13 protein-coding genes are annotated in these 16,647 nt (G+C 52.9%); 6 read left to right on the forward strand and 7 right to left on the reverse strand.

What is annotated here, in order from left to right; translation table 11 throughout:
• Positions 1–19 precede the first annotated feature (19 nt).
• The 5 genes from polA to rho all read right to left on the reverse strand — a co-directional run bounded on the left by polA (position 20) and on the right by rho (position 7,212).
• On the reverse strand, positions 20–2,830 hold the full coding sequence (gene polA / locus HN413_07735) for a DNA polymerase I (protein MBT3390287.1): 2,811 nt from the start codon (positions 2,828–2,830) through the stop codon (positions 20–22).
• 17 nt (positions 2,831–2,847) lie between these two features.
• Positions 2,848–4,539, reverse strand: coding sequence for a hypothetical protein (locus tag HN413_07740; protein ID MBT3390288.1), 1,692 nt, complete (start codon positions 4,537–4,539; stop codon positions 2,848–2,850).
• Between the two features lie 64 nt (positions 4,540–4,603).
• Positions 4,604–4,795, reverse strand: a complete 192-nt coding sequence (locus tag HN413_07745) for a hypothetical protein (protein MBT3390289.1) — start codon at positions 4,793–4,795, stop codon at positions 4,604–4,606.
• A 54-nt stretch (positions 4,796–4,849) separates the two neighbouring features.
• Positions 4,850–5,908 carry a M23 family metallopeptidase gene (locus HN413_07750; GenBank protein ID MBT3390290.1) on the reverse strand — a complete coding sequence of 353 codons (1,059 nt, stop codon included), beginning with the start codon at positions 5,906–5,908 and terminating at the stop codon, positions 4,850–4,852.
• Between the two features lie 32 nt (positions 5,909–5,940).
• Positions 5,941–7,212 carry a transcription termination factor Rho gene (gene rho, locus HN413_07755; protein ID MBT3390291.1) on the reverse strand — a complete coding sequence of 424 codons (1,272 nt, stop codon included), beginning with the start codon at positions 7,210–7,212 and terminating at the stop codon, positions 5,941–5,943.
• Positions 7,213–7,632: 420 nt separating this feature from the next.
• Between rho and prfA the strand changes: the two genes are divergently transcribed.
• The 4 genes from prfA (at position 7,633) to HN413_07775 (ending at position 10,897) form a co-directional block, all read left to right on the forward strand.
• Positions 7,633–8,703 carry a peptide chain release factor 1 gene (prfA, locus tag HN413_07760; protein MBT3390292.1) on the forward strand — a complete coding sequence of 357 codons (1,071 nt, stop codon included), beginning with the start codon at positions 7,633–7,635 and terminating at the stop codon, positions 8,701–8,703.
• 4 nt (positions 8,704–8,707) lie between these two features.
• Positions 8,708–9,574 (forward strand): peptide chain release factor N(5)-glutamine methyltransferase, encoded by an 867-nt coding sequence (prmC, locus tag HN413_07765; GenBank protein MBT3390293.1) that lies wholly within the window; start codon positions 8,708–8,710, stop codon positions 9,572–9,574.
• Positions 9,559–10,188: a threonylcarbamoyl-AMP synthase gene (locus HN413_07770; GenBank protein ID MBT3390294.1), complete on the forward strand. Its 630-nt coding sequence runs from the start codon at positions 9,559–9,561 to the stop codon at positions 10,186–10,188. The genes prmC and HN413_07770 overlap by 16 nt, the downstream gene beginning before the upstream one ends.
• Before the next feature lie 190 nt (positions 10,189–10,378).
• Entirely contained in the window at positions 10,379–10,897 is a 519-nt protein-coding gene (locus tag HN413_07775) for a DUF1684 domain-containing protein (protein MBT3390295.1), read from the forward strand.
• Positions 10,898–10,966: 69 nt separating this feature from the next.
• On the opposite strand, the gene glgP is transcribed toward HN413_07775, so the two are convergent.
• A complete protein-coding gene (gene glgP, locus HN413_07780; GenBank protein MBT3390296.1) occupies positions 10,967–13,111 on the reverse strand; it encodes an alpha-glucan family phosphorylase in 2,145 nt (714 codons plus the stop codon).
• Positions 13,112–13,555: 444 nt separating this feature from the next.
• On the opposite strand from glgP, the gene HN413_07785 reads away from it, so the two are divergent.
• Together HN413_07785 and HN413_07790 are read left to right on the forward strand one after the other, a co-directional pair.
• Positions 13,556–14,290 (forward strand): (Fe-S)-binding protein, encoded by a 735-nt coding sequence (locus HN413_07785; GenBank protein MBT3390297.1) that lies wholly within the window; start codon positions 13,556–13,558, stop codon positions 14,288–14,290.
• A gap of 85 nt (positions 14,291–14,375) precedes the next feature.
• Entirely contained in the window at positions 14,376–16,442 is a 2,067-nt protein-coding gene (locus tag HN413_07790; GenBank protein MBT3390298.1) for an LUD domain-containing protein, read from the forward strand.
• Here HN413_07790 and HN413_07795 read toward each other — a convergent pair.
• A partial coding sequence (locus HN413_07795) for a class I SAM-dependent methyltransferase (protein ID MBT3390299.1) occupies positions 16,432–16,647 on the reverse strand: 216 nt, incomplete at its 5' end. The genes HN413_07790 and HN413_07795 overlap by 11 nt on opposite strands.

Consider the following 16,647-nt stretch of genomic DNA (forward strand, 5'->3'; position numbering starts at 1 on the left):
GGCTTGCGCCCGCAATAGGCTAAGGAGTTATCGAATTCGTTTCAAGAGGCTGCAACGTGCCCCAGTTCTTACCCACGCGTGCATCTGTTTTTAATGGAATATCGAGGGAGTAAGCGGCTTCCATGGCTTCACGCGCCATCGCGAAAACAACTTCAACATCATCTTGCGAACATTCTAACACTAATTCATCATGAACCTGAAGCAACATGCGTGCTGAAAGATTCGCTCGTTTTAAAACGGCTGCCATCCGCAGCATGGCAATTTTCATAATATCGGCAGCAGTTCCCTGAATGGGAGCGTTAACCGCTTCACGTTCCTCGCGGTTGCGCGTCTGCTGGTTACGCACATTTTGTAAGCCCGGAAAATAACGCCGCCGCCCCAGCAGGGTTTCAACATAACCAGTTTGCGCAGCGGATGTGCGAATCGTATCCAGATAGCGCTTTACTCCCGGGAATTTCTCAAAATAGGCGCTGACAAAATTCTCAGCTTCCGCCAGAGTCAAATCGGTGGTGCGCGTCAACCCGAAGGGACTCATCCCGTAGATCAGGCCAAAGTTTATCGCCTTGGCGTGGCGCCGCTGCGTAGAGGAAACTTCTGATAGGGGAACAGCATAGATCGCCGCGGCTGTAATCGCATGAATATCTTGCCCATTGCGGAACGCAGCCAGCATGGCTTCATCCTGGGCCATGTGCGCCGCAATACGCAATTCCACTTGCGAATAATCAATCGCCAGCAGCACATTCCCCGGCGCTGCAATAAAAGCCTCACGCACGCGGCGGCCCAACTCGGTACGAATGGGGATATTTTGCAAATTGGGGTCGGATGAGGCAATGCGTCCGGTGCGCGCGCCAGTCTGATTATAGGATGTATGCACGCGCCCGGTATGTGGATTCACCTGCTGAGGCAGGGCCTCCAAATAGGTTGAACGCAGCTTTGACAACTCGCGATATTCCAGGATCAAAGCCATCACCGGATGCCGATCGCGCAGGTATTCAAGCACCCCAGCCGCGGTGGAATAGTATCCGCTGGAAATGCGCCGCGAGCCTTCGGGAGGCGCAATACCCAATCGATCAAACAAAGCCTCCGAAAGTTGCTTGGGAGAATTCAAGTTAAACGGTTGTCCCACCATCTGATAAATCTGTTCTGAAATTGTACTCAGACGATTGTGCAACTCGCCAGACATAGCTTCTAAAAACGGAACATCCAACCCGATACCGGCCATCTCCATGCCTGCCAACACTTCTACCAGCGGCATTTCGATCTCTGCAAATAAGTTTTCGGCCTGCGCGGCTTGGAGTCCTTCCTGAAGTTGAGGCATCAAGCGCAACACAACCACTGCATCATCGGCGGCATATTGAGCAGCATCTACAATCGACACTTCAGCCATGCTGCGTTGATTCTTTCCCTTGCCAATCAGGGTTTCAATCTCGGTCATCTGGTGGCCAAGGCGCACCCAGGCCAGCCGTTTCAAACCCAAATTACGCGAATCCGGATTGATCAGCCATTCAGCGATCATGCTATCGAAACTGAGCGGAGTCACGCGCAAACCATAGCGGGCCAACATCACATAATCGTATTTGATATTGTGTCCAATTTTCGCAATCTGTGGATTCGTCAACGCAGGCGTTAGCGCCGCGATCACATCGCCCAGCGCGAGCTGCCGCCCCTGAAGATGCCCCACCGGAATATAGTAGCCGTGGTTTTCATCCACCGCCAAAGAGATGCCCACCAAATCAGCCTGCATCTGGTCGGTTGAAGTCGTCTCCGTATCAAAGGCAATCACGGCAGCTTTTTCAAGCGCAGCCGCCAGCGATTGCAATAATTCGGGCGTATCTACTATTGTCATTTGCGAGAGCGCAGGACCGCTCTGCTGTGCGGTTGTCGGATGAACAGCATCGCCAAACAACGTCATTTGCTGTCCGGCGACGGGTACCGCATCGCCATAGCGCGCTTGCAGCGCATCGACACGATTGAGCAATGAACGGAACTCCAACTCGCGAAAAGCAGCGTGTACGGCTTGGGGGTTAAAATTCGCCGGGCGTGCTTTCTCCAGATTCAGGGCAATATCCAGATCCAGCACAATCGCGGCCAGTTTCTGGCTCAGATAGGCGTTTTCACGATCCAGCTCGAGCTTATTCCGCACCCCGGCTTTAAGTTCATCGAGATGCGCGTAAATAGTATCGAGCGTATCATACTCGCTTAGGAGAACCGCGGCCGTTTTTGCGCCAATCCCTTTAACGCCAGGAATATTATCGGATGAATCGCCCATCAGGGCTTTCAAATCCATCACCTGGTCGGGGCGCACACCTAACTTTTCTACCACATCCGCGGCGAGATAATCTTTCGCGTCCGATAAAGAACGCCCAGGCAAGTTGACAATTATGCGTTCATCCACCAATTGCAATAAATCACGATCGCCGGTAAAAATCTTCACCCCCAAACCTTGCGCTACGGCAATTTGAGCAACGCTGCCCAACACATCATCGGCTTCGTAGCCGGGCATTTCCAGGCGCGGAATATTGAAAGCGTCGACCAATTGGCGGATGCGCTCGATCTGAATACGCAAATCATCGGGCATTTTCTCGCGCGTGGCTTTATAGTCGGGGTACAACTCATCACGGAAAGTTTTACCGGTGTCAAAAACCACCGCCAGATAATCGGGGTCTTCCTGCTCCAGAATGCGCAGCAGCACACTGGTAAATCCGTAAACGCCAGCCGTCGGCTCGCCAGAACTGGTGATCCAGCGGCTGTCGGCCTGTCCGCGCGTCAATGCAAAGTAGGCCCGATACGCCAGGGCATGACCATCAATGAGATATAAAATAGGGGGCATGGGGATTGTATAAGAAACTATTGCGCGCCCTGACGAGTGCGCACATTATTAATAAACTCTTGTACCATCTGGCGGGAAAATGGATCACGGCCATTGACGATCAAATAATCGGCCACCCAAAATTCGCCGGAGGGATTATCGCGTTCCAGACGCGGAATTTCTTTAAAGATACGTTGCGATATTTCCACGCGCAAATTATGCACCATCATCCCTGGGGATGCGTCCGGGGGCACAACCGCAATCCAATGCAAATAATCAGGTCGCACCGATAAATGCTCCAGCCGCCAGCCAAAGGCCATGCTCAATTGCCGCGTCCACTGGTTCAGATACTCGGCCAAATCGCCCACCAAATGATGCTGCGGCAAACGCGGCACCAAAACACAGGCATAGGTGAGGTTATGCAGCGTAGCCGTTGGCGATTCAGGCGTAAATAGTATTCGGGCTGCTTCTCTTTCCATGACATCCACGGCAACATGGGCATCAGCTTCTGTTTTTGTGGGACGTGTATCTGCCAGCGAGAGCGGCGGAGGCGTCTCCAACGCTGCTTCCAGGCCCGAGGCTGGCGCGCCAACCCCAGGAGGCGGCACAACGGATTCCCCTGAAGGCGGGGGGGGCGAACTCGGAAGATTGGCTTCGTTACCAGGCGTCCACTCATACGCCGCGCCGCTCGGGGGCGTAGCGCTCAGGCTTTGTGCCGCAGCACCCACAGGGGTTGCGCCATCGGCAATGGGAATATCCATGCTCTTGAGCAGGTCTTCAAAGAAATTATGCCGCCCTTCGGCAATGTGACTCTCATCGGGCCGCCAATCAGAGGGGATACGCGGGAAATCTTCGGCAGAATCAACCCCCGTGGTAAGAATATCTTCGAGGGCTGTATCCACTTCGGGCGCGTTCGCTTCATCCTGTGGGGGTTTAGATAATTGCCGGGCAAGGCTCCCCGCCTGAGTACGCATTTCCGTAAATGGAGTTTCAGCCTCGAAAACCAACGCCAGCACATAATCATCCCCCAGGCTGGTGGCATAGATCATATATTCGCTATTAGTGGCTTCGAGGCGCGTAAAACGAGCCAGATCGCTGCCGCCATCGTGCGCCCAATAATGACCCACAAGGCGAGCCAGTTCTTCGGCTGCCGGTTGTGGCAACTGACCGGCATAGGCCCATAACAGGTCGCCGCGTGTGATAAGCGCCGCCTGCGCCGCCGATTGCAACGACAAGCGGGTTAGGTGCTGGGCCACCCGGTTGACATCTTGCAGCCATTCGGGGGCCGGGGCAGGATTTTTCTCACGATGGATGATAGCCGAAGTAAAAATGGCTTGGGGTTTGCCCTGATGAGGTATATCGGTTGAGGCGCTATTCTCAACCAGGCTGGCCAGTGTGTCGAGTAAATTCGGCAAGTAAAACGGCATCGCCAGCCAGGCATCAACAACCGATTCGTGGAGATCGTTCTGCGGGTCATTCGGCCCGGCGGGCATTCCCAGAATACGGATTTGGTTGCTTTCACCGCGCATATTGGCAATAAAGTCTACTGGATCGGGCATGGCGCCAAAATCGACAATCGCCAGATGGTATTCTTCAGCGCGCGTATGCTCCATCCCTGCTTCGGCGCTCTCCACTAAATCAGCGCGATAGAGGCCTGTTTCACCCAGCGCCCGTTGCATTAACTCGCCGAGACTACGAATGGAGGTGACGATAAGAATTCGAACAGCCATAGTTAGAGTGTATCATAAAGGATATGCCGGGAATAGAGGGAGGGATTCCCTTCTCGGATGGCATTTATTTTTTCGATACCAGCCCGCGCACCAATTCGGTAAATTCTTGCCACTCTTCTTCAAAGAAGTGGATGGTAACATTATTCAGTTCAAGCTGATATGTGGTTTCGCCATCGGGTTCTTCGGCAGCCCAAACGCTATAATTTTGGGTTTCGGCCAGGGTTGTGATTTTGGGTTCAGGGGTTTCAGAGGTCATTTTTTTATCCTTTTTGATTGCACTGCTCAGGCGAATGCCTGCGCAGAAAATTCTTTAGGGTGCAGGAAGCACATACCAGGGATTGACAAAACCGCCATTAAGCCGAACTTCGAAATGAAGGTGCGGCCCGGTGGAATTGCCCGAACTGCCGCCAGAGCCAATGCGCTGGCCTTGTTGTACGCTCTGACCGCAGCTTACATCCACACTGTTCAGGTGAGCATACAAGGTTTGATAGCCATTGCCATGATCTACAGCGATGGTGTAGCCATAGCCCCCGGCGGCCCAGCCTGCAAACATAATCACTCCGGCATCGGAGGCCATAATGCGCTCACCAAGAATGGCGGCAATATCTATTGCCAGATGCCCAGACCAATAATCATTCCCGGTAAGTGTGTGGTTACTCGTCGGCCAGATGAATGCGCCGCTGCCATAGAGACCGTCGTATCCGCCGGAGCAAGTTCCGGCGCCATACATTCCGGTAGAAACGCCTGCCGCGCCGCGCGCCGGAACCGGTACAATCCATTGCTGAAATTCGCGCCTTCCGCCGGGGATCATAACCCACTGCTCCGAAGTGAGTTCCGGTGCGGTTAAATCCAGGCGATTCGCTGTCCAGGTGATGATCGCATCGGCGTAAACTTCAAATGTATTGGCAACCGATGCGAGGGTATCACCAGCTTGCACCTGATAAAACACCCCGTCGACGGGGGGGATTTTTAATACCATGCCTTCCGTAAGCGAGTGGGGGTCATCCTTAAGCACATCATAGTTAGACCATAAGATTGTTTCGGGGGTGAGGTCATTAGCGGCGGCAATTGCAAATACTGAATCGCCCGCGCTAACGACATACTCCACAATTTCGGTGCGCGATCGGTTGGGGATGGTGGTTTTTAATGCCGCAATGCGCCGTAAAACGGGCGGCGCAACCGATTCCTCGAACGCAGGCAACGCGGCAACCCCGCTTGATTTTGGCAGATCAACTATCGTTGGCTGTGGAAGCGCCCGCGCGCGGGGAACCGTAAAACGCTGCCAGCTCAGCAATATTGCAACGCCTACCACGGCGAAGGCAATAGCCCAAGTCAACCAATCGAGCCAGCCGCGCGGTTGTTTTTTCATCTTTTGTAAAAATAGGGAAATGTCAGCCCGAACTATTCGTTCAGCGACATCAGGAATTCTTGATTGTCGCTGGTATTCTTGAAGCGATCCAAAATAGCTTCTGTGGCTGTACCCGTATCCATCCCGGCTCCGTGCGGCGGCGAAGCAATCATCTGATCGTACATACGGCGCATCAGCCAGACGCGGGGGGTAATATCTGGCCCCAACAGCAGTTCTTCACGGCGAGTCGACGAGCGATTAATATCAATCGCCGGGAAAATACGCCGTTCTTGCAACTGCCGCGAGAGATGCAATTCCATATTGCCAGTGCCCTTGAATTCCTCATAGACCACATCGTCCATGCGAGAGCCAGTATCGATCAAACAAGTTGCCACAATCGTCAGCGAACCGCCTTCTTCAATATTACGCGCCGCCCCAAAGAATCGCTTGGGCGGATACAACGCCGAAGGATCAATACCACCCGAGAGCGTGCGTCCCGAAGGCTGCACCACCAGGTTATACGCCCGCGAAAGCCGCGTAATCGAATCCATGGCAATGAATACATCTCGCCCCACTTCAACCAGGCGTTTAGCGCGCTCAATCACCATCTCGGCCACGCGCACATGTGAAGAGACCGGCTCATCAAATGTAGACGAAATCACTTCGGCATCGACAGAACGATCCATATCGGTGACTTCTTCGGGGCGCTCACCGATCAGGGCAACAATCAAATAAACTTCGGGATATTGATTCGAAATCGCATTGATCACATTTTTCAGGATGGTAGTCTTCCCCGCTTTGGGTGGAGAGACGATCAAACCGCGCTGCCCGCGTCCCACAGGTGTAATCAGGTTAATCAAGCGCGTCGCCAAAAGGTTACGGTCGGTTTCAAGGTTGTAGCGTTGGTCGGGGAAAATCGGCGTCAGACGCTCAAAACGGGGTCGGCGCGCGGCTTCATCGGGATCCAGGCCGTTCACGCTTTCTACCTTGAGCAACCCGTAATGGCGCTCCGATTCACGCGGCGGGCGTACATGCCCCAAAATCATATCGCCGTTGCGTAATTTATAACGCCGAATCTGCGATTGGGAAACATAAACATCGTGCATACTGGGCTGATAATTATCCCAACGCAAAAAACCAATCCCCTCGCTCATAATCTCAAGGATACCGCCGCGCACTTCCAGACCTTCGCGCTCGGCTTCCGCCTGACGGATGAGCATAATCAGTTTTTCTTTTTTTAGTTGGGCAGCTCGGGGGATATCGAGTGAAATTGCAACTTTACGCAATTCGATAAGGGGTTGTTGTTCCAGTTCCTTTACATCCATGTATTTTTCTCAACTTATAGGGGGAATAATCCGCGCAATGGATAGCCATACACCACTGCGCAACGGGCAAAGCCAGATGCGCTTGCAACAAGGCAACGATTAACGCGGTTGAATTTCAATTGAATTCCATTTGGGGGGAAATCCGTATGAAAAATTATAGCATGTCCAAATTCAGGACGCAAGCATCTGTAAGGTCAAAGCCAGTGCTTTCTTGAAGACGAAACGCAAAAGCCATTTCCGTTGAGAACGCTAAAATCGCAGAGAAAATCGCTAAAAACTCGGCGAACTCCGCGCACTCTGCGGTAAGTTTTTAATCTCTCGCGATATATAGAAGACCCTGCAGACAAAGCAAAGGTTTCCAAGGCCATGTTGCATTTCCTGGAGAACCCGAATACAACGCCGGGTGGTATAATCTGCGCCATGTTACTCGAAAAATTATCTGGAATTACCGATCGTTACGAAGAAATTACCCAAGAATTTATGCAAGTTGGCAATGATTATGAACGCGCAGCCGAATTAGGTAAAGAACGTTCCGATCTAGAACCACTGATCAAAAAATCGGACGAATACCGTCAGGCGCTCATAAATCTGGATGAAGCCAGAGCATTGGTAGATAGCGATGACCCCGATTTAGCCGAATTGGCCGAGTTGGAAATCAGCGAACTGGAAGAAAGCATCCCCAAACTTGAGCTGCAAATCAAATCGATGCTACTGCCGAAAGACCCGCGCGATGCCCGTAGTGTGATCGTCGAAGTTCGCGCCGGTACTGGCGGCGATGAAGCTGGCTTGTTTGCTGCCGACCTTTACCGCATGTACAGCCGTTATGCCGACAAACGGAATTGGAAAGTAGAAATGCTCTCATCCAATGAAACCGGGGTTGGCGGTTTCAAGGAAATTTCTTTTCTTATTAAAGGCAAAGAAGTCTATTCGCGCCTCAAATTTGAGTCCGGCGTGCATCGCGTGCAGCGCGTGCCCACCACCGAATCGCAAGGCCGCATCCACACATCCACAGCAACTGTAGCCGTTTTAGCCGAAGTCGATGATGTTGAAATTGATATTCCTGCCAGCGATATAAAGATGGATGTTTATAAATCTGCGGGGGCGGGCGGACAGAGCGTGCAAAAAAACTCCACTGCCGTGCGGCTCACACACCTGCCCTCGGGTATGGTTGTCCAATGCCAGGACGAACGCTCGCAACTGCAAAACCGGCTGCGCGCCATGAGTATTCTCAAAGCCCGACTCTACGAACTCGAAGAAGCCAAACGCATGGCTGAAATTGACGAAAGTCGCCGTTCTCAAGTTGGCACCGGCGAGCGCTCTGAAAAAATTCGCACCTACAACTTTCCTCAATCGCGCGTCACCGACCACCGCATCAATATTTCTTCTTACCATTTAGCAGGCGTGCTGGATGGCAACATCGAAGAATTTATTGAAGAACTTATCATGCGTGATGAAGCCGACCGCCTTGCCGAAGCGGGGCTGGTAGAGTGAACAAGTGGGCAAGCAAACCATCCGCCAGGCGCTTCATCAACTAACACACAACGCGGCACATAGCAATACTCCCGTCCTCGACGCCCAGGTGCTGCTGGCTCATATCGTCCAAAAGCCGCGCGCTTGGGTGTTAGCTTATCCCGAAACCACACTCGCCCCCCAACAGCAAAAATCACTCCGCGAGGCCGCCGCGCGCCTGCAAACAGGCACGCCCCTGCCCTATATTCTTGGACATTGGGAATTCTACGGGCTGGATTTTACCCTCAGCCCCGATGTACTCATCCCGCGCCCCGAAACCGAATTGCTCATCGAAGAAGCCCTCCAATGGCTGCAAGCACACCCGCAAAAACGCCGCGCTGCCGATAGTGGCACCGGTTCTGGCTGCATTGCCATCACACTGGCAAAACACATCTCCGATTTGCACATCGCAGCCAGCGATATTTCCCCCGCGGCGCTAAAAATTGCCCGCGCCAACGCCGAAAAGCACCACGTCGCCGAGCGCATTGAATTTACCCATGCAAATCTTTTAGCCAATAACCTTCAATCGACAACCCTGGATTTAATCGCCGCCAATCTACCCTATATTCCCACCCAAACTTTGCACATGCTGGATGTGTACGAATGCGAACCAACCCTGGCATTGGATGGGGGGGAAAACGGCCTGAAGCTGATTGGCCGCGCCCTGGAGCAGGCCCAGCGGAACCTGGCTCGGGGTTGGCTCATGCTCTTCGAAATTGACTCATCCCACGGGGAGCGCGCCGCCGAACTCGCCCAACATTACTATCCCCACGCCAAAATTCGCATCCTGCCCGATTTGACGGGCCGAGACCGACTATTACGCATTGAAGATATCCTATGCAAACCCGACTAATTTCTACACAAGACTCCCAGGCATTTTCGCTTGCCATCAAAATTCTCGAACAAGGCGGGCTGGTTGCATTCCCAACCGATACGGTTTACGGCCTGGCCGCTCATATCCAGAACACAAGCGGCATTGAGTTGCTTTACGAAGCCAAACAACGCGCCCCCTCCAAAGCAATCGCCGTGCTGATGAGTTCGTCCGATGATCTCTCTCAAGTAGCCAGCGAAATACCCACGCAGGCACGACGGCTGGCCGAGCATTTTTGGCCTGGCCCGCTGACGCTGATCGTGCCGCGGCACCCGGCGTTGCCCGAAGCCCTCGGACCGCTGCCTACCATTGGGGTGCGCGTGCCCGATCACCCCGACGCGCTGGCGTTAATGGACATCACCGGGCCGCTGGCGGTTACTTCGGCAAATCTCTCCGGGGAGGCGAATGCCTGTTCGGCACAAGAAGTTTTGCAGCAGCTTGATGGATGCGTAGACCTGATTCTGGATGGCGGGATTACGCCCGGAGGCACACCCTCCACCGTGGTGGACTGTACCAGCCCCAAATTACAGATTTTGCGCAGCGGGCCAATCTCATCCAACGAACTATTCACAATCTGGAAATCGGCAAATATTTAATATCCCTTTATCTGGTTTTCATCTTCTACTTAACTGAAAGCGTGATAATTATCATCACATTCTCCTCATATCACCAAGCCGCCCCACCGGGAACCGGGAGCCTTCCCAACGGGGCGGTTGGGTTTTAAGAGAAAGTAAGATACGGGCGGGTGAACTCATCTTTTGTATATCGAACCCACTGGAGGCCATCATGCCTAATTTAACCATCGAACGTGCCGAAAAAGACGAATTTTTTGCAGACCATCCGCAAAGCCCGCTAACCCGCGAACAACAGGTAGATTTCAACGGCCTGGATTATTTTCCGGAAAATGCGGCGCTACGCTTTGAAGCGGATATTGAAATTTTTGATCCCCAGGAAGAAATTACGATTCAAACATCCACGGGCGATACGCAGCAATACACTCGCTATGGGAAGGTTCGGTTCAGCGTGGGAGGTGAGCAAGCTGCCCTGACGGTGTACGAGAGCGAACACGGATTTTTCATCCCCTTTGTGGACACACTGGCCGGAAGCGAAACCTACCCCGCGGGGCGTTATCTGGACCCTGAACGGCTACCCAATGGAAAATTAGCCGTGGATTTCAACCAAGCCTATAACCCCTACTGTGCTTATAATGCTCGCTGGTCGTGTCCGCTGACGCCGTTCGAAAATCGGCTCAAACTTCCCATTCGCGCGGGAGAGAAGATTTTTCAGGATCACGTGGTTCGTTGAAAAACCACCGCAGCATGGAACAAAAAATCTCCGCACCAAATTGATGCGGAGATTTTTTTATTGTGTGACCTACTCGCTGATCGCAGGCAGGTAGAGTTGCTCGGTATATTCCTTGACCATGCGCCGCATACTGAATTGCGGGGACAGAGTCCGGATGGCGATTTTCATGCGGGAGATCCACTCACGCGGCAGGTTATTTTCCGCGCGGTCATAATACAGTGGGATGATTTCTTTTTCGAGTACGTCATAGAGGTGGGCGATGTCCAATTGGTCTTGATAGTTATGATCTTCATAATCATTATCATCACCAATCGCCCAGCCATTTAGTCCGTTGTATCCTTCACGCCACCAACCATCGAGTACCGAGAAATTCAGCACGCCATTGATGGCGGCTTTTTCGCCGGAGGTGCCGGAGGCCTCATTGGGACGGCGCGGGGTATTCAGCCACACATCAACACCCTGAACGAGATAGCGGGCCACATTCATATCGTAATCTTCCAGGAAAACCAAACGGCCGCCGTTTTCGGCTTTTTTGACAGCCCGGTAAACTTCCTGAATGAGCATCTTGCCGGGGTGATCATCGGGGTGGGCTTTGCCTGCGAAGATGATCTGCACTGGACGATTAGGACGATTGATTAAATCTAGCAGGCGCTCAAGATCACTGAGGATCAGGCTGGCGCGCTTATAGGTGGCAAAACGCCGCGCAAAGCCAATCGTCAGGGCATAGGGGTCGAGTAACACGCCAGACGCGATCACCTGCACGGGGTGCACACTGGTGGAAAGCCATTGCTCACGGGCGCGGTCGCGCATGTAAAAAACCAGTTTGCGCTTGAGGTGGCGGCGCACAGCCCAAAGTTCTTCATCGGGAATATTGTCAATATCTTCCCACAGATCAGGATCATCCAAATGGCTCGCCCAATTGCGCCCCAAATAGCGGCGAAAGAGATGATCCAAGCGGCGGGCTAACCAGGTACCGGTGTGAATGCCATTGGTAACATACGAAATCGGCACATCTTCTTCGCGCAAATCGGGCCACAGGAAATTCCACATTTTACGCGCCACCTGTCCATGCAATTCCGAGACACCATTGCGCCGTTCAGCAAACCGAAATGCCAGCAACGGCATACTGAAGGTTTCACCCCACGACATTTTGCGCCGCGCCAGATTGATAAAACTTTCGCGGTCCAGGCCCAATTCGGGCCATAAATTGGCGAAATATTTGTCAATCAGCCATAATGGAAATTCATCGCTGCCTGCCGGAACAGGGGTGTGCGTGGTAAAAATCGTTGAGGCCTTTACAGTTGCCTGAGCCTCTTCAAAAGCATGGTCGGCAGCCACCATCTCGCGAATGCGCTCCAAACCCATAAAAGCAGAATGTCCTTCGTTCATATGCCACACCGATGGATTGTAGCCCAACCTGCGCAGGGCGCGTACGCCACCGATGCCCAGGATCAACTCCTGAGAGATGCGCGCTTCCAAATCGCTGTTATACAGGCGGGCTGTCAATTCTCGATCTGCCGCACTATTGCCGTCCACGTCGGTATCCAGCAAATACAGCGGCACGCGACCCACATGAATTTCCCAGATGCGCGCCAGTACATCCCGACCCGGTAGTTCCACCGTCACTGTCAGCAGATTATCATCTTGATCGAGTATGGGCATCACGGGCATATCTTCAAAATGTAAGCGCTTGAAGCGCGCCTCTTGCCAGCCATCCTCGGTGATATGCTGCGAGAAGTATCCGCGTGTATAAAGAAAACCCACGGCTACAAAGGGCAAACCCAAATCGCTGGCTTCTTTGACATGATCGCCGGACAGCACGCCCAGGCCACCCGCGTAAATGGGCAGGGTTTCATGCAGACCAAATTCGCTGGAGAAGTACGCAATCGGTCGATTGATTTGCTCGGGGTGATTCTGCATAAACCAGGTTTCTTTGGCATTGATGTATTGGTCAAAAATTCGGAACGTGCGGTCGTAAAAATCCAGATAGGCACGGTCTTGAGCAACAGCATTCAGGTGAGCACGTTCAATCTGGCGCAAAAACAATACCGGATTATGATAGGTTCGTTCCCAGAAATCGTGGTCTATGCGAGAAAAGAGACGCTGTGCATCGGGATTCCAGGTCCACCAGAGGTTATAGGCCAATTCACCCAATCGATGAATACGACGCGGCAGGCTAAAATGGTTAGCAGGTTGTGCACGAAAAGATTTCATAATTATTGCCTCATATTGGGTTTAGGGCTTACGCAGTTCGATGAGAAATATCTCGAAAATAAGATGTATGGGATACTCCGCACTCCAATTTTCGGGTTTTTCCAGCGTAAATCCTAAAGTTCAAAAAATCCGGTTAATCTTACCATTCTACAATAACCAGCGCAAACGGAACTGGAACCGGTTCCAGTAGCAACTTAATGCAGGGTCGGGACACGCGCTTTGAATATAAATCGCCGATTTTTACCGGATTTCAGCGTCAAATCAGCCAATACATTCAAAATTTCAGTGACGATCATGCATTAACAAAGTTTCTTGTCCATGCCCGGCACAAGCGTTACAATACGATCACCATTTAGCCTTGAATACTTTGACACTTCCACCCCCTAATTTCGGGCTTCTTTTTGATCACGATGTGGCAAGCTACCAAACGAAATATCCTTCATGATGCCAAAAAAAATCCAACTCTTCATCACCTGTTTGATCGACACGCTACGCCCAGAAACAGGTGAAGCTGTCGTCAACGTGCTGCGCCGAGCCGGGGTTAGTATCACCTTTCCACAGGGACAAACCTGTTGTGGGCAACCCGCCTTCAATGCAGGGATGCGCGCCGAGGCGCGCGAAATGGCGCGACATACCATTGCCACTTTTGAAACTGATCCAGCTCCCGTAGTGGTGCCGTCCGGCTCTTGCACAGCCATGCTCCGGCACGGCTATCCAGAGTTATTCGCCAATGATCCACAGTGGCTGCCACGCGCTCAGGCTTTGGCGGCACGCACCTTCGAGTTCACGGAATTTCTGGTGGATGAATTGGGCATTGTGGATGTAGGCGCCTATTTTCCCCACAAAATCACTTATCACGCCTCCTGCCACTTGCTGCGCGGCCTCGGCGTCGATCGCCAGCCGCGGGCTTTGCTGGCCCAAGTGTGCGGCGCCAAACTCGTGGAACTCCCCGCGGTTGAAGAATGTTGTGGTTTCGGCGGCGTATTCTCCGTGGAGCATCCTGAAATTTCCGCTGAAATGCTCAAACGCAAAATCAAAAATATCGAAAGCACGGAAGCCCTCACAATTGTGGTCTGCGATACCGGATGCTTGCTGCACATCAACGGCGGACTGCACCGTTCAGGGCTTCCACAACGCGTTGTGCATATTGCGGAAGTGCTAAGCTCAGTTGAAAGTTGAAGGTTGGCAGGTTACAAATTAGCGTTTAAGAAACAACCTGCAACTTTCAACCTTTAACCTACAATTCGCTCCCTGAAAAACCATAATGAAAAACACGCCCTTTCATGCCCATATAAAACAGGCGCTCGCCAACCCTGTTTTGCAAACCGCCCTGGATGCCAACGCCGAACGGCGCGTACAGGCGCGTAAAACGGCTTTTGCATCACTCGAAGAACCCCTCGGGGTATTGCGTCAGCGCGCCCAGCGTGTGCGTGCGGAAACTATTGCTCATCTCGACCGCTATCTGGAACAATTTATCACCAATGCCCAGACCAACGGTATCATCGTCCATCGCGCCGCCAATGCCGAAGAAGCGGTACAAGTTGTACTCGACATAGCTCAAAAGTTATCGCCAAAAGAAAAAAAATGCGTTCAACCGTGTTCATCTACGGATTCGATCCTGATTGCCAAATCGAAGACGATGGTCAGCGAGGAGATAGAACTCAATGCCGCGCTGGAAGCCGCGGGCATCCCGGCCGTTGAAACCGACCTGGGGGAATATATCGTGCAACTACGCGGCGAAAAGCCTTCGCATATTATTACCCCGGCAGTACACCTGCGCCGCGATGAAATCGGGGAAACTTTCCACGAAAAATTGGGTATTCCGCTGACAACTGACATTCCCACGCTCACAAACGCGGCGCGCGCCACCCTGCGTCAAACCTTCCTGGATGCCGACATCGGCCTTTCCGGAGTCAACTTTGGCGTGGCCGAAAGCGGGGCGCTGTGCATTGTCACCAACGAGGGTAACGGACGCATGGTTACGACACTGCCGCCGGTACATATCGCCCTGATGGGTATGGAGCGTCTCGTCCCCACTTTTGACAATCTGGCGTTGATGCTCAGTTTGTTACCGCGCTCGGCCACCGGACAAAAAATCAGCGTCTATACGCAAATTATTCACGCGCCGCGGGGAGCCAATGAAAGCGACGGCCCCGCGGAGCGCCATCTGATCCTCCTCGACAACGGGCGCGCCAGCCTGCGCGGCACACCGCTCAACGACGCCCTGCTGTGCATCCGCTGCGGGGCCTGCCTGAACGCCTGCCCCATCTTCCGCGAGATCGGCGGGCACGCTTATGTTGGCGTAAACAGCGAACACACACCCTATCCCGGCCCTATCGGATCAGTCATTTCGCCGGGGTTGTTCGGTGTAGCCAATTTTGGGCATCTGGCGCAGGCCTCCACGCTGTGCGGAGCTTGCCAAGAAGCCTGCCCGGTGAATATTGATCTGCCGGGGATGTTGTTAAAAGTGCGGTCAGGAGACGGGGAACAGGGGGCAGTAAAAACATCAGGGGTGGGATTGCCCTGGAGCGTGCGTCTGGGATTAAAGGTTTTCGCCTGGGCGGCGGTTTCACCGGGGCGTTTCGGACTCGCTCAAAAGTTGGCAGCCATTATCGGCGGGATTCTATCTCCGAGGGCTGAACAAATGAGATTGCCCACCTTTACGGGGTGGGGCTACTCGAAGGATATGGCACGCCCCGCGAGGATGCCATTCCGAAAACGGTTTGATTCAACGAGTCAACGAACGAGTGAAACAGCGAGTCAACGAGTTAACAAAGCGGTTATTCCATCAGTTGCAAACTCGTTGATGAGCCGATCCGTTGATCCACTCTCACAGCAATTTGAGCGCGAGCTAACCGCCCTGAGCGGAAATTTCATCCCCTGTACGGCAGATACGCTGGCCGAGGCGATTTTGATTTTACTTCACGACCGCGGCATTGATGAAATTATGGCCTGGGAAGCGCAACACTTGCCCGAGGGTTTGCTAGATTCGCTGCGAGGTGCAGGAATCTGCATTGGGCAGGCCGACCAGCCCCACATCCAGGCCGGGCTGAGCGGCGCTCTGGGCGCAGCCGCCAACACCGGGACGCTGGCGCTGGCGTCGGGGCCAGGCCGCCCACAGGGCGTATCCTTGCTCCCCCAAATCCATATCGCTATTCTACAAACTTCGACGATTAAAAAAAATCTCCAAGAGCTTTTACGGCTCCCGGAGATTCGCAAGGCAACTTCTACGGCGTTGATTAGCGGCCCCTCACGCACCGCCGATATCGAGATGACGCTGACGATTGGCGTACACGGGCCGGGCGAGTTGCATGTGTTGGCTATTCAATAATGCGGACTGCCGCCTGCTCGTGCAAGCGATTATAGCCAATATACTCATATTTCAAGCCAGTTTCAGCGATAAATTCCATAAATGCTTTGTACTCGTCTTCTTCCCAGCTCGGATGGTTAAAATATTCATCGAATACCAGCACACAGCCCGGTTTAATGCGTTCTTTTAGCAAATCAAAGATTGTTTTTGTGGATGAATAGAGATC

Source organism: Chloroflexota bacterium (assembly GCA_018648225.1).
Classification (GTDB): Bacteria; Chloroflexota; Anaerolineae; order Anaerolineales; family UBA11858; genus NIOZ-UU35.